The organism is Paenibacillus algorifonticola, assembly GCF_000971975.1.
Classification (GTDB): domain Bacteria; phylum Bacillota; class Bacilli; order Paenibacillales; family Paenibacillaceae; genus Pristimantibacillus; species Pristimantibacillus algorifonticola.
This window is the reverse complement of record NZ_LAQO01000008.1, coordinates 164,952-187,072: the sequence shown is the minus strand read 5'-3', so window position 1 is coordinate 187,072 and position 22,121 is coordinate 164,952. Positions and strand designations below refer to the sequence as shown.

16 protein-coding genes and 1 pseudogene are annotated in these 22,121 nt (G+C 51.4%); 9 read left to right on the top strand and 8 right to left on the bottom strand.

Going from position 1 to position 22,121, the window contains the following annotated elements; translation table 11 throughout:
- Positions 1-4: 4 nt before the first annotated feature.
- The 7 genes and pseudogenes from WH37_RS16990 to WH37_RS16960 all read right to left on the bottom strand — a co-directional run.
- Positions 5-1,222: an MFS transporter gene (locus tag WH37_RS16990; protein WP_046231788.1), complete on the bottom strand. Its 1,218-nt coding sequence runs from the start codon at positions 1,220-1,222 to the stop codon at positions 5-7.
- 40 nt (positions 1,223-1,262) lie between these two features.
- Complete coding sequence (locus WH37_RS16985; RefSeq protein WP_046231787.1) at positions 1,263-1,874, bottom strand: TetR/AcrR family transcriptional regulator; 612 nt, start codon at positions 1,872-1,874, stop codon at positions 1,263-1,265.
- A gap of 361 nt (positions 1,875-2,235) precedes the next feature.
- Entirely contained in the window at positions 2,236-3,132 is an 897-nt protein-coding gene (locus tag WH37_RS16980; protein ID WP_046231786.1) for a hypothetical protein, read from the bottom strand.
- Between the two features lie 73 nt (positions 3,133-3,205).
- Entirely contained in the window at positions 3,206-6,226 is a 3,021-nt protein-coding gene (locus tag WH37_RS16975; protein WP_046231785.1) for a DEAD/DEAH box helicase, read from the bottom strand.
- Positions 6,223-7,455, bottom strand: coding sequence for a hypothetical protein (locus WH37_RS16970; protein ID WP_052737033.1), 1,233 nt, complete (start codon positions 7,453-7,455; stop codon positions 6,223-6,225). The genes WH37_RS16975 and WH37_RS16970 overlap by 4 nt, the downstream gene beginning before the upstream one ends.
- A gap of 484 nt (positions 7,456-7,939) precedes the next feature.
- Entirely contained in the window at positions 7,940-8,260 is a 321-nt protein-coding gene (locus tag WH37_RS16965) for a type II toxin-antitoxin system PemK/MazF family toxin (RefSeq protein WP_046231877.1), read from the bottom strand.
- A 2-nt stretch (positions 8,261-8,262) separates the two neighbouring features.
- A pseudogene (locus WH37_RS16960) lies at positions 8,263-8,502 on the bottom strand (AbrB/MazE/SpoVT family DNA-binding domain-containing protein); the annotation flags it as partial.
- 182 nt (positions 8,503-8,684) lie between these two features.
- On the opposite strand from WH37_RS16960, the gene WH37_RS16955 reads away from it, so the two are divergent.
- Together WH37_RS16955 and WH37_RS16950 are read left to right on the top strand one after the other, a co-directional pair.
- Positions 8,685-10,052, top strand: coding sequence for a sensor histidine kinase (locus WH37_RS16955; protein ID WP_046231784.1), 1,368 nt, complete (start codon positions 8,685-8,687; stop codon positions 10,050-10,052).
- 204 nt (positions 10,053-10,256) lie between these two features.
- Complete coding sequence (locus WH37_RS16950; protein ID WP_414811850.1) at positions 10,257-11,279, top strand: alpha/beta fold hydrolase; 1,023 nt, start codon at positions 10,257-10,259, stop codon at positions 11,277-11,279.
- Positions 11,280-11,301: 22 nt separating this feature from the next.
- Here the strand turns inward: WH37_RS16950 and WH37_RS16945 are convergent, their stop codons facing one another.
- Positions 11,302-11,940, bottom strand: a complete 639-nt coding sequence (locus WH37_RS16945) for a transmembrane-type terpene cyclase (RefSeq protein ID WP_046231783.1) — start codon at positions 11,938-11,940, stop codon at positions 11,302-11,304.
- A gap of 153 nt (positions 11,941-12,093) precedes the next feature.
- Here WH37_RS16945 and WH37_RS16940 point away from each other — a divergent pair, with 153 nt between their 5' ends.
- From WH37_RS16940 to WH37_RS16910, 7 genes are all read left to right on the top strand, one after another.
- Positions 12,094-12,411, top strand: a complete 318-nt coding sequence (locus WH37_RS16940; protein ID WP_052737032.1) for a thioredoxin family protein — start codon at positions 12,094-12,096, stop codon at positions 12,409-12,411.
- A 192-nt stretch (positions 12,412-12,603) separates the two neighbouring features.
- Entirely contained in the window at positions 12,604-14,109 is a 1,506-nt protein-coding gene (locus WH37_RS16935) for a response regulator (RefSeq protein WP_046231782.1), read from the top strand.
- The gene (locus WH37_RS16930; protein WP_046231781.1) at positions 14,102-15,871 is read left to right on the top strand and encodes a cache domain-containing sensor histidine kinase; all 1,770 of its coding nucleotides are present in this window, start codon (positions 14,102-14,104) and stop codon (positions 15,869-15,871) included. The genes WH37_RS16935 and WH37_RS16930 overlap by 8 nt, the downstream gene beginning before the upstream one ends.
- 92 nt (positions 15,872-15,963) lie before the next feature.
- Complete coding sequence (locus WH37_RS16925) at positions 15,964-17,313, top strand: ABC transporter substrate-binding protein (RefSeq protein WP_046231780.1); 1,350 nt, start codon at positions 15,964-15,966, stop codon at positions 17,311-17,313.
- 87 nt (positions 17,314-17,400) lie between these two features.
- On the top strand, positions 17,401-18,267 hold the full coding sequence (locus WH37_RS16920) for a carbohydrate ABC transporter permease (protein ID WP_046231779.1): 867 nt from the start codon (positions 17,401-17,403) through the stop codon (positions 18,265-18,267).
- Positions 18,264-19,091 (top strand): carbohydrate ABC transporter permease, encoded by an 828-nt coding sequence (locus WH37_RS16915; RefSeq protein ID WP_046231778.1) that lies wholly within the window; start codon positions 18,264-18,266, stop codon positions 19,089-19,091. Before WH37_RS16920 ends, WH37_RS16915 begins: the two co-directional genes overlap by 4 nt.
- 39 nt (positions 19,092-19,130) lie before the next feature.
- Positions 19,131-22,064 (top strand): glycoside hydrolase family 78 protein, encoded by a 2,934-nt coding sequence (locus WH37_RS16910; protein ID WP_046231777.1) that lies wholly within the window; start codon positions 19,131-19,133, stop codon positions 22,062-22,064.
- Positions 22,065-22,121 lie beyond the last annotated feature (57 nt).

Here is a 22,121-nt window from a genome sequence, read left to right as displayed (position 1 = left end):
GGCTTTAGCCGCGGACCGGCACTCGTTTCTTTTTCCCCGCCCGCATGGACAGAAGGAAGCACAGCAGGAGCACGATGCCAGCGGAGGCGTAAGGGAAATTGATATTCATATCAAACAGCACGCCCGCAGTGATCGGTCCGAGAATGTTGCCCAGGCTCGTAAAAGCGGAGTTCAAGCCAGCGAGGTAGCCTTGCTGATCATTCGCCATTTTTGAAATTTGGGTGCCGATTGCTGGGCGCAAAATATCGACGGACAGGAACAGAAAGAAGGTGACCACGAACACCATCCAATAGTTGTTGGTCAATAGCATCAGCAGAACGAATAGTCCCGCTACAAACAAGGACCACGTAATGACGTTCTGCTCGCCAAACCGATTCAAAATCCAGCCGAAAATCGTTACCTGCACAACCGCGCCCGCGATAGAGCCGAACGTAATAATAAACGCGATGTCGGTTGCCGTAAAGCCGAAGCGATGGTCAACGAATAGGCCGAATACCGTCTCATAGTTCGCAAGTCCGAACGAGGCGACAAGCACGATGATTAAGCTGAAAAAATACGGCTGTTTATAAGACGTCAGCAGCTGGGACATAAAGCTGGGTTCGCCAGCCGAAGACGAAGCCTTAGCGGGAGCAGAAGCGGCAGGCGTTGGAGCGGAATTCGCCTTGGATTCTGGCAAAACAAGCAGCGTAACAATGGCGGCCACCCCGCCGGCAATGCCCGCTACATAAAAAGGCACGCGTACGCCAAATTCGGCTAAATAACCTCCGATGCCGGGGCCAATAATAAATCCGGTCGTAATCGCGGCATTGATGTAGCCCATGCCTCTGGCGCGTTCTTCATTGCTGGTAACGTCAGCGACATAAGCCATAATCGAAGGCATGCTGAACGCGGCCCCGATTCCACCGAGAATGCGTGAAACAAACAGCAGCCACGGCTCGCTGACCGCACCAAACATCCATTCCGAGAGGGCGAACAGCGCAACGCCCGCCACAATCATTTTTTTTCGGCCAATAGAATCGGAGAGCCTGCCTGCAAGCGGGGAAAATAATAATTGGGCCAAGGAAAAAGCCGCTACCATGAAGCCAAGTATGCTTCCGTTCAAATCCAGCTCTCGCATATAGGCAGGCATAACGGGAATCACGAGCCCAATGCCTGTAAATACGAGCAAAATATTGCCCATCAGAAGGAGTATAGCCCCTCTGTTCCGTAGTAATAATGACATGGTTAAAATCCTCTCATCTTGATCTAGGTTGTAGCAATCATTAGATTTGCTGGCGGCTGGAGCTTGCGATGCCGTGAAGGACGACCTTTACAGCGGTCCTGTAAATTTTCAAAACCTCATCCATCGCATAGGAGCGTCTGGACAATTGATTCAAGCCGAAAAACAAGCTTTCCAATATGATCGCCAAATGCTCAACATGCATCGGCTCTAATTCGCCTCGATCAATGCCCTCCTGAATGAGGCGCTTGTTAAATTCCAAATGCCGGTCGATCATGACCGTCATTCGTTTCTCTACCTCATGGGTTTTCTCCTCATGATTGAAAAATTCATCAGCCGCTTTCGTGAGCGGATGGCTGAAATCATCCATCACACCTTGCTCGACAATGGCGTACAGCTTTTCGGTGGACGTCTCATAGCGCGCCTGCTGCTCGTTCCATGTTTGCTCCCATTCCAAATCCCATTCCTCTAATAGATAGAGAAACAAACCTTCCTTGCTTTTAAAATGGTAATAAATATTGCCCTTGCTGCTTTCGGTCGCCTCTACAATATCTTCAATCGAAGTCCCTTTATAGCCCTTTTGGGCAAAAAGCGCCCGCGCGGCACCTGCGATTTTCTTCTTCGTCTGCTCGCTTTGCAGCTGTTTCTTATTCATGAGGCGCTGCCCCTTTCTGTTATAGTGAACGGCGTGCATAAAATATATAGCGATAAACTATACTGAACGTTCGTTCTATAATAATAGCAAAATAGGCGGGGGAAATGCAAATGGAAGAGTAGAATTCATTAGGTATTCACCGTTTTTATGCAGGAAAATTATCATTTGCGGAGCCTTTAAAGATTCCGAGGGCCGTGTCATTAAAGCATAACCCAGTTTTATATGCAAAATAGAAAAAGAGCTCAGCTGAGCTCTTTTTCTTGAAATATAAGAATTTATATGTTTTTCCATATAATTCGGCTTCTATTTCATCACGAAACGAGCGTTGCCTTTAAAGGACTGCAGCGCCGTTTACGCTTGTTTAAGCCTCTTCTTTATTGATTTTCGCCGGGTTGTTGATTTTATAAGCGACGGGATGCTTGGTCAGCTTTTTGGCGACAATTTTTGCTTCGAAGGTGATGATATCGCCAACCTCCAGCTCCTGTTTTTTGAGTGTGGCGCTATGGCTTGACCAGGCTTCGCCCACGGGCGTTTCCGGCTCGGTAATGGACACCGCCTCATAAATGACAACCTCATCATCATTATCGGAAAAATGGTTCGGCACCGTCGTAAATTCCTTAACGGTTGCGATCATTTTCACCTTTTCCTCCGGCAGCACAAGCTTCGGCGCTTTCTCCTTCTTGGCTTTGCTTTTCGGTTTTTCTTCCGTTTGCTCTGCTGGGTCGCTGGCCGAGTCCGCAGCATCCGTGCTAGCCGCTTCCTCTACAGCGTCTGGAATCGCCGCTGCACTTTCGACCGAGTCGAATGCGAAACCGGCTTCCTCCAGCATTTCCTCAACCGACTTCGTGGAGGACATCCCAGTCTCTGCCTCAGCCTCAAAGCTGGCATCTGCGTTTCCTTCCGCGCCTTGTGCTTCACCAGTGGCTGCCGCTGCTTCCGATCCGCTGCCATCGCTGGCCTCGCTCGCTTCGGCGTGAGCTGTATGCTTCGCTCCGTAGCTCGCGGCCTGCATTTCCTTCAAATAGGAAGGGTGAATGCAGTGCTTTTGATCGTTATCTAGCTGAATAACGGCGGTCATTTTATCGACGAAGCCGACGATGCTGCAAACAACATTCAGGCCGTTGCCTTTATAATAAAAGGTTTTGGCTTTGCTCGCTTTCTCCGAGAGCAAGCCCCATTCCTGGCATTTCTCCAGCTGTTCCTCATCATTCTCGAAAGGCTCATAATGCTGAGGCTCAATGACAAACGCGTATTCCATCCTATTCCCGCCTTTCCGCCCTTGCGGCTAATTAAATAAGGTACAACCAGTTTAGCATAAAACCGGCCGCAGCTTAAGCTTCGCCGGCCCAGTCCTGCTTCAGCGTAACGAGCTGCTGGAGCGCAGCATTGTCCAGCTCGGTAATCCAGGTCTCGGAGCTGCTGGAAATGACATTTTCGCTCAGCTTCTGCTTCGATTCCAGCATTTCATCAATACGCTCCTCCAGCGTGCCGAGCGCAATGAACTTGTGCACCTGAACGTCGCGGGTTTGCCCCATGCGGTAGGCGCGGTCGGTCGCCTGGTTTTCCACGGCGGGATTCCACCAGCGGTCGAAATGGAACACATGATTCGCCGCAGTCAGATTAAGGCCGACGCCGCCCGCTTTTATCGACAAAATAAAGACGTTCGGCTGCTCGGATGCAGGGAGCGTATTCGACTGAAACCGCTCAATCATCCGGTCGCGAGTGAGCTTCGTTGTGCTGCCGTTCAAATAAAGAACCTGCTCCTGAAGCTCCCGCGCAAGGATGCCCTGCAGCAGCTGTCCCATGCCGATATATTGCGTAAAAATAAGGCAGCGCTCGCCTTCGGCTCGCAGCTCCTTCACCATCGCCATCAGCCGTTCCAGCTTGGACGATCGGCTGATCAGCGATTCCATTGCAGCCTCGGCACCAGTCGTTCCGCTGGCGATTTCCGCTTCCATCACCTCAAGCGGCATCCCATCCTCCAGCAGAGCAGGATGATTGCAAATTTGCTTGAGCTGTGTCAGCACGGACAAAATCGCGCCTCGGCGCTTGTTGCCCTCCACCCTCTGCACTTTAGCCATCAGCTCGTTGACGGTTTGCGTATAAAGCGCGCCTTGCTCGGCGGTAAGATGAACGTACGTTTTCATCTCGTTCTTATCCGGCAGGTCGAGCTGAATTGCCGGGTCCTTCTTTTTGCGGCGCAGCATGAAAGGCTTGACCAGCCGCTGCAAATCGATCACGCGCTCCGGGTCCTGCTCCTGCTCAATTGGCGTAGCGAAGCGCTTCTGAAAGCCCTGCGCACTGCCGAGAAAGCCAGGATTCATAAAATCATAGATCGACCACAGCTCGCTCAGCCGATTTTCAATCGGCGTTCCGGTCAGTGCAATGCGATGCTTGGCGGGCAGGCTGCGAATGGCGGCGGCCTGCTTCGTTTGGGCATTTTTAATATTTTGCGCCTCATCGAGGCATATCGCTTCCCATGTGCGGCCTTGCAGCAGCTCTTGATCGAGCATGGAGGTCGCGAACGAAGTGAGAATAACATCCGCCTCGCTGGCGGCTTCGTAGAAAGCGTCGCCCGCCAGCCGCTTGCTGCTGTAATGCAGCATGACGTTCAGTGATGGCGCGAAGCGGCTAATTTCCTTCTGCCAGTTGCCGAGCACCGAGGTCGGGCAAATGATGAGGGCGGCTGTGCGGCCAGCGCCGCCCGACTCTTTCATATTCATCAGATAGGCGATGAGCTGCACCGTCTTGCCGAGGCCCATGTCGTCGGCGAGACAAGCACCGAGCCCGAGCTGACGCATAAAAGCAAGCCAAGAGTAGCCCTCCTGCTGATAAGCGCGCAGCGTCGCTTGCAATCCCGCAGGTACGGGGAGCGCCGGCGCCTCTTTTTGCTGCACGAGCTGATCCATCATCTCCTGCATATAGCCATTCAGCTCGACTTCCAGCCGCAGCTGCTCATTCTCAGCCTCTTCCGCCGATGCTTCTGCGTCTTCTTCCTTGCGGGCGAAGTAGTCTTTCCGCGAAAGCAGATGGAGCTGAAGGACATCCTGGAAGGAGAGCCCTTGGGCGCTGTTCATGCCCTTCATCATCTTGCTGATTTGCTCCAGCAGGCCGGGATCGAGCGTCACCCACTGCCCGCGGAATTGCAGCAGCCGCTCCTGACGGGCGAGCAGCTCCGCAAACTCGGCTTCCGTGAGGGTAAGATCGCCGACGGAAACGCGCCAATCGAATTCAATAATGGCGTCCAGCCCGAAGAAGGAGCGGCCTTTGGCCGGGTTTTCCTCTTCCTTGACTTTGGCGCGCAGCCGCGGTTTTTTGCGGCGGGCACTTTCCCACCAGGCGGGGAGCAGCACCTGCCAGCCCGCTTCGATTAGGCGGTTGCTGCCCACCGTCAGGAAGCGCCAAACGGAGTCGCTGCTGAGCGGCACTCTTAGCACATCGTATTTCTCGCCTGCCAAATGCTCGTCAGGCAGACTAGCGCGCAGATGATCCAGCCATCCGGCGCAGCGATCACGCACAGCATGAACCCAAGCCGCCGGAACTTCGCCGGCGACATCGCCATGCTGCGACAGCCTCACGGGCCGCAGCACGGAAGGGTCCAGCTTGTCCTGCAGCACGAGCCGCAGCTGCCACGCTTCATCGGTTTCCTCTCCCGGCTCAAGCAGCTGCAGCATGGGGCGGAACGGTGCATGGTCTGCCTTCCAGCCGACGGCCATCAGCCAGCCGGACGCATCAAGACCAGCAAAGATCGCCTTCTCCTTCACGAACAGCAGCGGATATTCCGCGCGCAAATCGGCGGACGCCGCTTCACTGTTGTAATAGCGCTGGAACACCGCCGCCGAGAAGGCGGCCTCCAGCATGCCCAGAAAGCCATTCGACAAGCGGCCATCCTTCACCTTGTCCTGGGCAAGCTCCAGCTCGCTTGCCAGCTCCGCCGAAGCAGAGGTGTCCCACACCCATTGCAGCTGCCCGGCCCGCCATGCGGAGTGGCTCGGCAAGTAGCGCTTGGCCTCCATGTGCTCATGCAGCAAAGGCGCAAGCCGGATGAGCGCAGCCGACTGCTCGTCCCATGCCCAGTGAATATGCGCCAGCAGGCGCTGCTCGGCAAAGAAGGGAAGCACATGCTCCGCGGGAAGCACGACCAGCTGGGCCTGCTCCATTTGCCTGATTTCAAGCTCTGTTCCATAGGTGGTGGCTGCATGCCAAGCAAACAAGCTTTGCTTGAGGCGAACGCCGGAAAGCAGATCCTGACGATCGTCCACCGCATACAGCAGCGCATCGCCAAAATCGGTTAAAGCCAAATGGACCGTTATCGTCGTCCATGATGGGCTCTTTGTCAGCTCCGTGCTCATGACAGCAATTTCCCCTTTCGCAGCTCTTCCTGCAAAGCCCGCAAGCGGCTGTAGCGCCCGGCGAAGACGGTGATGAACGTTTCCCAGCCTGCCTCGTCCTTGCGTTTTTTATACAGCTTCGCTAATCGTTTCAGCAGCTTGACCGCCGATTTGTAGCCGTCCCTGTTTTTCAGCAGCACATAACGCTCGACAGCTTGGTGATAGAAGGGGAGCAGCAGCTCAGGGGCGTGCTTCTCGATCGGGGCGAACATCGCGACGCGATAATACAGCGGGTCGATGCCTTCACTTAGCTGGTAGTCGATCCACTCCTGCCATTTTTCATAATGATGAAGCTTGTCCGCATAGATGGAGCGCGAGGCGGGCAGCAGGAGCAGCAATTGCTCCCACATGGCTTCCTCCTCCTGAGGCATTTGCGCCAGCACCGCATCCCAATAGGCGAAAAAAGCGTTCAAATGCACGCCATGATGATCCTCCAGCAAGCTGGCCGTTTGCTTCAGCCAATGGAGCAGCCGATTCCACTCCTTGCGCTGCTCAAGCTCATCCAGCAGGGCGTAATAATCATGAATGCGCAATCTGGATTTGCGGTTGAGCGCGGTTAACAGCGCTTGTGCCTCCTCGTCGCGTCCTAGCAGAAAGCACAGCCAGCATTTGGCGAACATCCATTGATAACGCGTCTGGGCGATTTTCTGCTGCGGCTTCAGCGCCTCCAAGTGCGCAAGCTCCTCTACAAATAACGGGCTGCCCGGCAAGCGGGGATAGAGCCATTTTTTCCAAAGCGCATAATACACAGGTGAAAAATAATCCGCATACCGCTCCTCCGCGAGCAGTCTTCCACGCAAATCCGCCAGCGTTTCCGCCAGGCGGTCCCAAAACGCCGGCTCGGCATCAGCGAGCGCAGGCGACTGCTCGAACAGCTTGCTGATGCTGCCTTGCACGTCCTCCATCGCTACCCGCGTATGGTAGCCGACGAACGTGCCCGTATGCAGCTGCTCCATAATAAACAGGAAGCTGTGCAGCTCGAACAGGCATTTCATCGCAGGGGAAAAAGCCGGCCGCGATTGCTGAATAAGCTCAGCTGCGCGGCTGGCATAGTCGCTGTTTCTCGTTTGTGCAGCAAGCGGCTCCAAGCATTGCAGCAGCCATTTTCGCCACTCCGAAATCGGCTGTGCGGGAAGCTGCTGGAGTGCGGCATCTTTTTTTCGCTGGTTCTGTTTATCTATAGGCATCATTCGAATCAATCTCCTGAGACATTTCTTGAAGGCCGGACTTGTTGGCTAGCCTACAGCATTAACTCTTCAAAAAGTGCGCGGTATAGGTATTTATTATCATGTATTTGGATGTATTTGGATTCATAGGAATTTTGGCGGACATAGAAGCCGTTATTCCCTCCAAAAACGGTTTTGACTGGTGCTGGCGGACACAGAAGCCGCTATTCGTCCCTATGTCTCCTATTTGAAGCGATAGGAAGTAGAATAACGGATTCTCTGTCCGCCCGGCAGCTGATAACATGAAATATGCTGAAATAGCGGAATGTCAGTCCTTTAAAATAGGCGAATATTCGATCTGAGCTGAGCGAGCACGTGAGTATGATGCTCTTGTTCGCTCGCCATGTTTCTCACCCTAACTATACGCGAATAAAAATAGAGTTGGCAAATCGCTCATTCATACGAAATCGCCGCGCTCCTAACAGTCAGGGGCGCGGCGATTGCTTAGTTAGGCCAGTATAGAGCGCGTGTTGCGCATTACAGCTTTCATAAATGGAGAATTTATAGGGACGCTGCCCATAATCTTCATTTTCCGTTTCTGCACGTCCAGACTTTTCATTTGATCGGTCAGGACAACCCCAGAGAAGGCTAAACCTTCTGGCAGCGCGACCTCAAACGGATATTCTTTGATTTGGCTCGTAATGGGACAGACGACTGCAAAGCCCGTCAGCTCGTTAAAATCAGCTTCGGATAATACTAGCGCGGGTTTTCGCCCAGCTTGGGGATCAAAATCCAGCCATACTAAATCGCCTCGGTCGGGGATAGGTATCGTCAAATGAGCTCGTCTCCTTCAATGCCAACATCGACTTCCTCATGCCGAGGGGAAGCGGGCTGAATTTTGGAAAGGAGCCGCTTCAAATGAGCACGCAGCTCTTCATTCGTTTCTTGCTGTTGTTTCATAGGACGCATCAGCAATTCATTTTCAGGAGTAATAACCAATTCGATTTCTGCGCCCTCCTCCAAATTGAGCCGTTTAAGAAGCTGATTCGGAATGCGGACAGCGCTGCTGTTTCCCCATTTGCTAAGCGTTACATAGGAAAGGCTGCCTAGATTGAATTACTATATCTCCTTGCTATGTATAGTATAATGTTCTCTACTGAATAGGATGCAAAACAGGGAAAGAGGGATCGAATGCTTACTATTTTTTATATCGAAACGGTTCGTTGGAGTGGCTATCGGCTTGAGGTGCAAGAATGATCAAATCATTATATACACGCGTAGTCCTAATATTCCTAGTCTCCGTGATCGGGAGCACGATCATTGCTTTTTTTGCAGCCACTTGGCTATTTGAAGATCAATTGAACGAAAACTCGCAAATTCTTTTGCGTAATTTTGGACATGACATCGCCTCGATCTACGAGACCATTCCATCACGTGAAGCGGACGCATTAGTAAGTAAAATGAAGCAGCTCAATTCCTATCATATTCGAATTTATGAAGCAACGGATCGATTCCAGTCTTTCGGAGCGCTTAACGGACATAAGCCTGCTGCTACAACTGCGGAGCAAGTAAAAAAAGTATTAGATGGAGAAGTGGTTCAAGGCAATACGGAGGGTGTTATTGTTGCCTACATTGGATTTCCGTTGAACACAGATATGGGAATGAAAGCGATGTTTGTGGAGACGCTCTCCCCTCCGTCCACCTCATTTGTAATAAAATGGGGATTAACGATTGCAGCGTATTCGTTGATTACAGGAAGCTTGTTTGTTCTAATTGCCTCCATCTTCATCATAAGGCCGATTAACAAGCTGACAAAAGCGACCAGGCGGATAGCAGCTGGAGACTTCAACGTCAAGCTGAATATTAAGCAAACGGGTGAATTAGGTACTTTGGCTCGCAGCTTCGAAGAAATGATGCATGATCTGCAGCGGCTTGAGCAGATGCGCAGGGAATTCGTAACGAACGTGTCGCATGAGGTTCAGTCGCCGCTCACCTCGATATCCGGGTATGCTATAGCCCTCAAGCAAGAAGGCATCGAAGCTAATGAGCGCAGCCGTTATCTCGATATTATTATCAATGAAGCGAAGCGGATGTCCAAGATGAGCGATAATCTGCTCAAGCTAAGTTTGCTCGAATCACAGTCACAGCAGCTGCAGCTGGCAACGCTCAGTCTTGATGAACAGATAAGGCGAGTTATCGTCGCGATCCAGCCGCAGTGGTCGGCGCGCAACATCCGTTTTGAGCTTAATTTGAAGCCAGCTATGCTAACGGCTGATCATGATCAGCTAAATCAGGTATGGACCAATATAATTGGCAATAGCATCAAATTTTCCAAGGATGGCGGCATGATTAAAGTCAGCATCGAGCAAGACATCAAACACTTTACCGTCCGAATATCAGACAATGGTATTGGTATTTCGCTAGAGGATCAGAAGCGTATATTCGAGCGTTTCTTTAAGGCTGATCGTTCTCACAGTCGAAAATATGAAGGAAGCGGCATGGGGCTGGCCATCGTTAAGCAGATTATATCGCTTCATCAAGGCGATATCCGAGTGGAAAGCGAACCGGGTCTGGAAACAACCTTCATCGTCACCTTGCCCGTCACAATGCTGACTGAATAAGTGGCTTATCCGTTATCTCAATACGGTTACCTCTCCCGATGCCTGCGTCATCAGGTGCAAGCTTCCTTGCATGTGATGAAGCAGGCATTATTTTGCTCGTTCATACTCCGTTCATCCTGCCGGCATGTAGAGTACATTTTCGTCGTGTAAGCTTTCCCTATCGGCCCTTAAGGGCGCCCATTAGAGAGATGACGATAGGAGAAGATGCAAGTGGAAATACGAGAGGTACACAAGGTGGAGCTGGATACAACAACAGATAAAAAGCCAGCCAGCAGTATGAAAAAATGGCTTCGCAATTTACTTAAAGGATTAGCCATCGTAGTTATAGCCATCGTCGTTTTCATAGCCGTTGTTTTTTTCGTTGATCTGTTCAGCAGCAAATCAGAGCAAGCGAAATTATTACCTTATGGCCAGTCTGTAACTGTAGATGGGAAATATATGAATGTATCGACTCATGGAGAAGGAGAAGAAACCATTGTGCTCCTTCCAGGTTATGGTACAGCAGCGCCAGCACTTGATTTTAAGCCGCTAATTGAACAACTATCACCATTTTACAAAGTCGTCGTGATTGAGCCGTTTGGTTATGGATTAAGCGATCTAACCGACAAAGAACGCAGCACAGAAAATATTGTGAGTGAAATTCATGACGTGCTGCAGAGTCTTCAAATTGACCGTTATATTTTAATGGGCCACTCCATTTCAGGGATATACGGATTAGATTATGTGAACAAATATCCAAGCGAAGTGAGCGCATTTGTCGGGCTCGACAGCAGTGTCCCAACGCTAAAAGAGCAGAAGATAGGATCCTCCATATTAGGAACGCTTAATCTGCTCAAAAAAACAGGTTTCGCCAGATTGCAATTGAAAATAGGCGATGACCCCTATGCGGAGCTGCCCTATGATGATCAAACAAAAGAACAATTAAAAATACTTATTCACAAAAACATATATAATGCCAATCAATTAAATGAGGCCGGAAATATGTATGCTAATTTTGAAGCAGCAGAACATTTAACGTTCCCAAAAGCTCTTCCCGTTATGTTCTTTATCCAAGCAAATCATCCAGTAACGGATAGATGGATACCAGAGCATGAAAAGCAAATCAAAGATTCTGTACATGGAAAAATGGTGTTATTTGAAGCAGACCACTATTTATATCGTACTCATTCAACAGAAATCGTTGAAAACCTCAGGACGTTTATGGAACAAGTAAAACAAGACAAGTAGACAATTAGATAATTTCTGCTTCTTATGTAACAACCTGCTGCGTATTGCCCTGTTTTGCGCCGGGACGCTGCACGATTTTCACCGAACGGCTTTGTACGAGTAAAATATAACCAACATCAAAAAGGAAAATAAGGACGTACATGATCATCAGCAGCAGCGAATCCGGATAGAGCTTGTAGCTGAGCACGGAGGCGCATAGGGTGCCGAGCATTTTCGCCCAGGCAATAAAACGGGACTGCCCTAGCAGGTCCTTCTGGAACAGCATTTGAATAAACAGGATCGACATCATCAGATTGATGCCAAAGGCGGTATATTTGCCCTCCGGGTCATGGAATTCGACCGAGACGCCGTAATGCAGCAAGAAGGCGGTAGCGAGCAGTGCGCCGACGATAACAGCTATTTTTTTCGGTGAATACTCATTGCGGGTGTAATACAAAAATTGCAGCAAAATGATGATGTCGAGCGCGAACCAGACGATTGTGATGATTTGCTGAAGCGGGTTGAATGGCATGAGAAAGCCGAACAGCAGCTCCCATGTCAGGTTGGCGCAGAGCGCAGCCAAAGGCATGCCGCAGGTGCGATCCTTAAAGCCTTGATAAATAATAAGCAAATAGGTGATTGTCCAAAAAAACGCCATACCAAGCAAAAGCAGCAGGTCCATCAAGCCTCATCGCATCCTTTCCAAAAACGGTTGTTATAAAAACGTATGTTGGCGGCTGCTCGTCTATGTCTTATGTTAAAATAGAAGGCAACGAAGCTGGCCGGGTGCCGCTAGGCGCATAAACAGCTAGAGCAAGGAAAGAAGGACGAACGAATGGCAATCTATGAAATCGAAGAGGATGAGTGGCTGCGTCTGGCACGGATCGGCAATGGGAAGGATGCGCTGCTGTTCTCCAGCCCTTTTTGTGGAACGTGCAAGGTAGCGGAGCGAATGCTGGACATCGTCCAGGCAGCGGAAGTGCCGACGACGATGTATAAAATCAACATCAATTACGCGCCCAAGCTGCGCGAGGCTTGGAAAATTACAAGCGTTCCTTGCCTGGTGCTGGTGAAGAACGGCGAGCCCCAGCGGTTCGAATACGCGATGCGCTCTGTCGATTATCTTTACAAGCTGTTGAAAGAGAATGAGTAGCTATATACATTTATAAAAATGGTACATCGGAGCATGCCGCGATGTGCCGTTTTTGTTTTTCGCCTAAAAAAAACAGACATGGACCTGAAATAAACAACGGTAGGAAAAAAAGCGGCTCTCCATTACGATGAAGGAGAATAAGGCGGGTATACTAGAATCATCAGAAGGTGCTTTGCAGGAAGGATGGGGAAGATGCTGAAAGCGGTTGTGTTTGATGACGAATATATTGTACGCCAAGGGCTGAGCCAAATGATCGACTGGCAGCGTTATGGCGTCGAGCTGGTAGGAACGGCGGGGGATGGCTTATCGGCACTGGAGATGTTCCGCGAGCAGCGCCCGGACATTGTGCTGACGGATATTCGGATGCCGGGAATGGACGGATTGCGCCTCATTGAGACGGTGGCGGGCGAAGCGGGGGACACGATGTTTATCGTGTTCAGCGGCTTTAACGAATTTGAATATGTGATGCGGGCGATTGGGCTCGGCGTTGTCGATTATTTGGAGAAGCCGATTACGGTAGAGAAGATAGATGAAGTGATGCGCAAAACGATCGAGCGGATTGATAAGCAGCAAGCGTTCAGCTCCATGAAATCAAAATGGGAGGCGTCACAGCAGGAGCTGCTGGAGAAAGCAACGCTGAATTTGCTGCTCGCGGGCGACACTGCGCTAGGCAAGTGGAAGGAAAGCTACGGCCCGGATTGGGAAAATATTGCGGGTATTACGGTGCTTGCTTTTTCCTCGGAATGTGTAGAGCTGGCGGAAAGTACGTCCTATCGAATCGTTGAGGTTACGAATGGAGCAGACCGGCTGTCGGTGGTGCTTCATTTCGAGCTTCCCGCAGATGAGCTATGGGAGCAGCTTATGCTGCAGGGCGGAGACTGCGAGCTGTTTGCAGCCGGAGGAACCTATGCTTCGCTTGCAGAAGCGCCAAAAAGCTGCAAGGAAGCGCTGCGAGCGCTCCGCTACGGCCGATTTTTGGAGGAAAGTGGCTTGATCCGGATTGAGGACATGGAAGGCAGCGATGAGCTGGCAGGCAACTTGACGAAGCATGAGGAGTCTGTCATTTTCTCCTTGCGCACGGGAGACAAGAAGGGATTGCTGGGTGCCTTGGACGAATTCGAGGCGTCGGTTGGGGAGCAGAAGCTGGACCCGGAGCAGGCGGAGCGAGAAATTTTGCAGCTCGTTTATGTAGGGCTTGAGGTGCTGAAGGAAACGGGGCGGGATATTCGCTCCCTTGGCAAGGTCGCGCATCAGGAGCTTGGTGTCATGCATACGCGCGAGGAAATGTTCCGCTGGCTGCGGAGCAAGGTGGAGGCAATGCTGACGGCGATTACCGAAGCTAGACGCTCCACGAAGCATGCGGCGGTCGAGAAGGCGCTTGCCTATATGGAGGAGCGTTTTGGGCAAGATATTTCCTTGCAGGAGCTGGCGGAGCATGTTGGATTGAATGCGACGTATTTCAGTCTGCTTTTCAAAGAAGAAATGGGCCTTTCCTACATTAAGCATTTGACCCATGAACGTATGGAGCATGCGAAGGTGATGCTGCGCGCGGGGATGCTTGTCGGCGAAGTCAGCGAGAAGGTCGGCTATCTCAACTACAGGCATTTTACAGAAACGTTTAAGAAGCTCGTAGGCATGACGCCTAAGCATTATCGGGAAGCCCACTCTATCGAGCGTAAGGAAGACGGCCATGCCTAAAAAACGACTAGTGGAATGGCTGCGGTTCAAAAAAATCCGAAGCCGGTTTCTGGCGGCGATGATCATGCTCATTGTGCCTTCGATTATGCTGCTCGGCTATATTTCCTTCAATATTACGAAGGACACGCTGACGGATATGAATGAAAAAACGAATTTGGACCATTTGCGGACGTCCAGCGAGGTCGCCGATTTGCTATTTCGGAATATTAACAATTTTCATCTGTCCATTGTTGTAAACGATGCCATTCGGCAGAGCCTGCGCAGCAGCGGGGAAAATCCGGACATACAGCCCGATACGGTGAACGGCAGAACCTCCTCGCGGCTCCAGCGCCTAATCAGCAGCAGCTTTGCTGATACGCGTTATGTGACCTCGGTCTGCCTGCTTGATCTGAAGTTTCGCACCTACTGCTTTGGCCGCTCCGATGATGCGGGCGTGTATGAAGGAAGCGATAAAATAGCTAAGATTACAGGCTCGGACTGGTACAAGGAGGCGTATGAGAGCAAGGGAAAGGTTGTGTATTATCCGTCAGACATTTTTGACGAAACGAACAAGTCCTTTTCTACCGTGAAGCTGTTTCGCGATTCGGAGGACCCGGGCGGCGAGCCGATCGGCATTCTCGTCGTCAACGTTTCCAAGACGATTTTTGATAAAGTGTTCGGGGGCAGCAAGGAGAACGGAGCGTTCATGGTGCTCAGTGAGGCTGCAGGCTCAACAAAGGCGGTGTATAGCCATAATGACACCGTTCCGCTTGATGGAGGGACAACCGCGGAGACGCTGAGCCATTTGCGGAATGAAGGCTTTCTGGTCAATCCTTATTATAATCAGACGACAAGCTGGACGCTTGTCCATCTCGTCGAATCGAAGGAGCTGCTGAAGCATACCCAGTACATTGGTCTCGCGACGACCCTCATTGCCGCGGCTTTTGCGGTGACAGCGCTGATATTGTCCTATTTTATATCGGGCACGATTACAAGGCCGCTTCTGCGGCTGAAAAAAATGATGAACGACTGGACGCTCGGCAAGCGCGATTTTCCGGCGGAATTTGCCCAGGATGAGGTTGGCGTCATCGGTGAAACGTTCAAGCGCATTGCCCGCGAGAATGAGGAGCTGAATGCGCGGCTGATCAACTCGGAGCTCAAGGAGCGGGAGGCTGAGCTGAGAGCGCTGCAATCGCAAATAAAGCCGCATTTTTTGTATAACACGCTGGATTCAATTTATTGGATGGCGATTTTGCAAAATAACAAAGAGGTCGCCCAAATGGCGGTGTCCCTCTCCGAAAGCTTCAAGCTCAGTTTGAACAAGGGCAAGGAGACGATTCTCGTATACAACGAATTGAAGCATATTGAGCATTATTTGAACATCCAAAATATTCGCTTCAATAACCGCTTCCACTATATAGAGGAGGTGGAGGAATCGATCAAGGGGCTGGAAATGATGAAGCTGCTGCTGCAGCCGCTGGTTGAAAACGCCATCTACCACGGCTTGGAGCCGAAGGTGGGGGAGGGAACGATACGGTTGACGGGAGGAACCGACGGGCCGTATTTGATTTTCACGGTCGAGGATGACGGGGTCGGGATGGCGGATATTGCCCAGACAGAACAAGGCTACGGCATGCGCAACGTCAAGGAGCGGCTGCTGCTGTCTTATGGGCCAGACAGCTCGCTAACCGTCTGGAGCCGCGAAGGAGAAGGGACCCGTGTGACCTTGCGCTTCAATCCGACGACCCAACCTAAAGAAAACAGACACTCACCCGAAAAATGAAGCGCTTTCATAAAAAGCCTTTCCTCCTTACAATAAGGGTATAGAAAAGATCTTATACAGCATTGGCTACCATGAATGAGGGGGAACGAAAAATGAAGAATATGAAGCTTAAATCGCTCGCAATGACAGCAACCGCACTTGTGCTTACCGGAACGCTTGCGGCATGCGGCGGAAGCAATTCGGGCAGCAATAGCGGTACGAATACGGCGGAGGGCGGCACAGGCGGCAATACAGAGAAGAAGGTAACGCTCTCGCTGCTGGTGGACAATACACAGGATTCGGTCAATTTGGCGAATGCTTATGTCGACGCTTTCCAGAAGAAATATCCGAACATTACGGTTGAGATGGAAACAAGGCCGGGCGGTGGCGAAGGCGACAATATTGTAAAGACCCGCCTGGCGACAGGGGATATGACGGACGTTTTCTTTTATAACTCGGGTTCTTTAATGCAGGCATTGTCTCCAGAGAAAAATATGCTGGACCTGACGAATGAAGCGTTCCAGTCCAATATTGTGGATTCCTTCAAGCCGACGGTTTCCTTTGATGGGAAAGTATACGGTGTGCCGACGTCTTCCACAATAGCTGGCGGCTGGTTCTATAACAAGAAGATTTATTCCGAGCTTGGACTGAAGGTGCCCATTACTTGGGATGAGCTGATTGCCAATAACGAGAAAATTAAAGCGTCAGGCATTTCCCCGGTCATCGGCTCCTATAAGGACTCATGGACCTCGCAGCTCGTTGTACTGGCTGATTATTATAATGTACAGGCACAGGTGCCGTCGTTCGCGGATGATTTTACCGCCCATAAGGCGACTTTTGCAGGTACGCCAGCTGCGCTGAGAAGCTTCGAGAAGCTGCAGGAGCTGTATGATAAAGGTTTTATGAACAAGGATATGCTGGCGACAACTTATGATGCAGGACTCAAAATGCTTGCTGATGGCAAGGGGGCGCATTATCCAATGCTGTCGTTTGCATCGCCATCGCTTGTGCAGAACTTCCCGGATGAGATCGAAAATATCGGCTTTTTCGCCCAGCCTGGCGACGATGCCTCGAAAAACGGTTTGAGCGTCTGGATGCCGGGAGCAGGCTACATTTATAAGGAAACAAAAAATGTGGAGGCGGCCAAGCAGTTTCTGGCATTCATGGCTTCTGTAGAAGGGACACAGGTTGCGGCTACGGTCTCGAAGCCAACTGGCCCTTATCTGATCAAAGATGCGAAGATTCCAGACGATGTGCCAACGCTGGTGAAAGACATGCTGCCGTATTTCGAATCAGGCAAAACGGCGCCAGCGCTGGAGTTCGTTTCCCCAGTTAAAGGACCGAGCCTGGAGCAAATTACCGTCGAGGTTGGCGCAGGCATTAAGAAGGCACCGGAAGGCGCAGCTGCTTACGATAAAGATGTTGAGAAGCAAGCGAAACAGCTTGGACTGGCGGGCTGGTAATCTATAGCTTGGATATTAGTAAAAAATAGATAGAGAAGTTCGGCCCTGCTTGCAGGGCCGCTTTACTTCAATGTAGGAGTGATAACGATGAACAGTATTTTTAAACGAACCTACTCCTATTGGTTCCTGCTGCCTGCAGCCATCATTTATTTTATTATTTTCATCCTGCCGACGATTATGTCCTTCTTCTTCAGCATGACGAGATGGACGCTGTCGGATTGGGAATTTATCGGCTTTGAAAATTTTATTACGTTTTTTCAGGAGCAATCGTTAAGCATTGGTTTTAAAAATACGCTGATCTACGCAGTCGTTACCTGTACGCTCAAGGTCGCACTTGGACTGCTGCTAGGCGTATTGCTAACCTCGAAGATTCGGACCAAAAGCTATTTGCGGTCTGTCATATTTTTTCCAACCTTGGTGAGTACGATTGCTGTCGGTATTGCCTTCAGCATGATGATGCACCCGACCCAAGGCGTCATTAATACAGCGCTTGCCGCGATTGGCATTGATGGGCCGGATTGGCTCGGCGATACGAGAATCGCGCTGCTGTCGGTGGCCATGGTCGATGTGTGGAAAGGCTTAGGCTTTGCTACTGTCATTTACATCGCCGGGATTTTGTCGATCCCTGCGGAATATTATGAAGCTTTGCAAATCGACGGCGGAAACAGCTGGCATAAGTTTTGGAACATTATTGTGCCGCTGAGCCGTCCGGCTACGAACTCGGTTATTATTTTGGCCTTCATCGGCGGCCTGCGCTCCTTCGATCTGGTGTGGGCGATGACCAAGGGTGGTCCAGGCTTCACGACCGACTTGATCGCGTCGATCATTTACAAGCAGTATCAAGGCGGCTTCTATGGTCTCGCTACAGCGGGCAATGTGATTTTGTTCCTCGTTGTGACAGCTCTCGCCTTCCCGCTCTATACGTATTTGAACCGCAAGGAGGTAGACCTGTGAGAAAGATCAGACAATGGGGCTTTGAGATTGGTGCCGTCTTGTTCACGATTGTCGTGTTCTGGATTCCGTTCTACTTCATATTGGTCAATTCGGGCAAGGACGCGAAGGAGTCTTCGCTGTTGACGATGTCGTGGGCTTCCAATAGTCAGTATTGGGAAAATATTAAAACCGTCGTTGTGGCCCGCGATTTTATGCTGGTTCGCGCCTTCATCAACAGTACGGTGCTGACGGTGGCCTCCATCGCTATTTTGATCGTACTGTGCGCCATGGCTGGCTATGTGCTGCAGCGCCGGACAGGGAAGCTTTCGCCATTGTTCAACTTCCTGATTCTTGCTGGGCTGATCATTCCACCGGCAATCGTGCCGACGATCTGGGTCATGGATGGTCTTGGCCTGTTCAAAACGCTGATCGGCCTTATTTTGATCGAAGTCGCGCTCGGCTTTCCGTTTGCAGTTCTGCTTTATAAAGGCTTCATGAGCGGCATTCCGCGTGAGGTAGATGAGGCAGCGGTCATTGACGGCGCAGGCGGCATCCGGCTGTTCTTCGGCATTATTTTGCCGCTGCTCCAGCCTGTTACGGCTACTATCATCGTATTGTCCTCGGTCACCATTTTTAATGACTTCACGAACCCGCTTTATTTTCTTCCGGGCTCGGACAATGTGACGGTGCAGCTGACGCTCTATAACTTCCAGAGCCAGTATGTGACGCAATACAATCTGCTGTTCACGAACATTTTGCTGATTACGATTCCGCCGCTGCTGCTCTTTATTATTTTTAACAAGCGTATTGTAGCGGGCATGACAGCTGGTTCGGTTAAAGGCTAGCATTTGATTCATAAATCCAGTGATAAAGGGGATAAATACATGTTGAATGTTCATTCCGCAAGCTGTGAATATAGAGGTGCCCTGCTTGGCACCGACATCACAAAGCCGCGCTTTAGCTGGGTGCTGAAAGCAGCGGCGCGCAGAGGTGTCCGCCAAGCCGCTTATCAGCTGCAAGTGGCAGAAGCATCGAGCAGCTTTGAGGACGGCCTCTGGGATACGGGCCGGGTCGAAAAGGAACAATCGATTCATATCGATTATGATGGTCCTGCGCTTGCTGCACGTACCGCGTATCGCTTCCGTGTTAGAGTATGGGATACGGCAGGAGAAGAGTCGCCCTGGAGCGAGGAGGGCTCCTTCGAGCTGGGCCTTGCTGGCGGGGCAGACTGGCAGGCGAAATGGATTACACCGGATACAGCGGCTATTGCAGCAGATGCTGCCCCAGCCTATTTGCTGCGCCGGACGTTCGATGTGAAACCGGTGGGCATCTTGTCCGCCCGGGTGTATGCAACCGCGCTTGGCGTGTATGAGCTGTACCTGAACGGCGACAAGGTGTCGGATGATTTGCTCGCTCCGGGCTGGACCAGCTACCACACCCGTGTGCAATACCAGACATACGATGTAACGGCGGAGCTTAAAGAAGGCGCAAACGGCATCGGTTTTATGCTGGGCGATGGCTGGTACCGCGGCGGACTCGGCTTTGATGACAAAAATTATATGTACGGCGACAACCGGGCCGCGCTTCTGGAGCTGCATATCCGTTATGCGGATGGCACGGAAGAGGTCATAGCAACGGACAGCTCATGGCAAGCGGCGCTTGGCGCAATTCAATATGCGAATATTTATCACGGTGAAACGTATGATGCCCGCTTGGAAATCCAGGGCTGGAGCGAAGCCGATGGAGTGAATGGAGCGGAAGCTCAAGGGGATGCGAAGCAGGCAGCTAGTGGATGGTCGGCTGTGCAAGTGCTGGATCTGCCCTACAGCCAGCTGATAGCACAGGAAAACTGGCCGACGACCGTCACGGAAATTATCAAGCCGATTTCTTCTTTTATTACACCGGCAGGCGATCATGTGCTGGACTTGGGCCAAAATATCGTCGGCCGCATGAGATTTACCGTTGAAGCGCCAGAAGGAACGCAAATCGTCCTGCGTCATGCGGAGGTACTGGACAAGGACGGCAACATTTATTTCGGCAACCTGCGTCCCGCGAAACAGACGCTGACGTATACCGCGAAAGGCGACGGCATGGAAAGCTATGCGCCTCATTTTACCTTTATGGGCTTCCGTTATGTGCTTGTACAGGGCTTCCCAGGACAGGAAGCGGGCGTTCCGCTGCCGGTAGATGCTTTCCAAGGCGAGGTCATTCACTCCGACATGCCTTCGTCCGGTGAATTCGAATGCTCTGACGAGCGAATTAACAAGCTCCAGCAAAATATCCGCTGGGGACAGCGCGGCAACTTCCTCGATGTGCCTACGGATTGCCCGCAGCGCGATGAGCGGCTGGGCTGGACGGGCGACGCGCAGGTGTTTATCAGCACCGCCTTGTTCAACTTCCAAGGTGCGCCGTTTTTTGCAAAATGGCTGCACGACCTGAAGGCGGAGCAGCATGAGGACGGCGGCGTTCCTTTTGTTATTCCTGATATCGTTGGCGGAGCCAATTCGGCTGCTTGGGGAGATGCTGCGGTTATTTGCCCATGGACGGTCTATCAATATTATGGCGATGAGCGGCTGCTCTCCGAGCAGTATGAAAGCATGAAGCAGTGGGTGGAGTACATCCGGGCGCAGGGCAGTGAAGAGTATTTGTGGAATACCGGCTTTCATTTCGGGGATTGGCTTGCGCTCGATGCGAAGGAGAACAGCTATATTGGCGCGACACCAACCGCTCTGGTTGCAACAGCCTATTATGCCTACTCCACGCGCATTGTACGCGATGCGGCGAAGGTGCTCGGCCATGACGAGGACGCCCAGCGCTATGGCGAGCTGCACAGCCACGTCATCTCTGCGTTCCGCGACGAGTTTATGACGAAGACGGGGCGTATCGCTTCTCCAACGCAAACCGCGCATATTTTGGCGCTTATGTTCGAATTGGTGGATGAGAGCGTGAAGGATCGGGTAGCGGAGGATTTAAACAATCTGATCGTCGAAAATGACTACCACCTCACGACTGGCTTTGTGGGCACGCCGTATTTATGCTTTGCCCTGTCGAACAGTGGCTATCATACGACGGCGGTTCGCCTTCTTCTCCAAGAGAGCTATCCGGGCTGGCTGTATTCGGTATCGAAAGGCGCGACGACGATTTGGGAGCATTGGGACAGCATTAAGCCGGACGGCTCCTTCTGGAGCGACGATATGAACTCGTTCAACCATTATTCGTATGGCGCCATCGGCGATTGGATGTACCGCAAGGTGGCAGGGCTCGACATGGACCCTTCGCAGCCTGCCTACAAGCATATTCGAATCGAGCCGTTGTTCGGATCGACCATGCTGACTTATGCCAAAGCATCCTATGACTCTGTGTACGGACGGATCGAGTCGGGTTGGCGTGTGGAAGGCAGCCGTATTGAGCTTCAGGTTGTCATTCCGGCAAATACGACAGCAGATATTATTTTGCGGGGAGCAACGTTGTCTGGCACGACGGAAGGCGGAACTTCGCTTGAAAATAAAGCGGGCATCACATCGGCGGAGGAAACAACAGCTGGCTTGATCATCCGTGCCGGCTCGGGTACGTACCAGTTCGCCTATGAGGGTGAAGGCCTGTTCCGTTCGCAGTACAGTGCCAAGACGAAAATAAACGAAATTTGGATGGATGAGCGGGCGATTGCCATTGTGAGCCGGCATATGCCGAATCTGTTCAGCGGCGCACAGGCAAACATTGCTAAGCCGTTCTCTCTTCAGCAAATCTGCGATAATGGCATGTTCCGAATTTCCAAAGAGACGATTGACCAGGTGCTTGAGGAGCTTGCAGCGCTGTAGGTTGAAGAACAATAGGTGTGAAAATAGGGTGTGAAAATAGAACGAAGCCGCACGGCA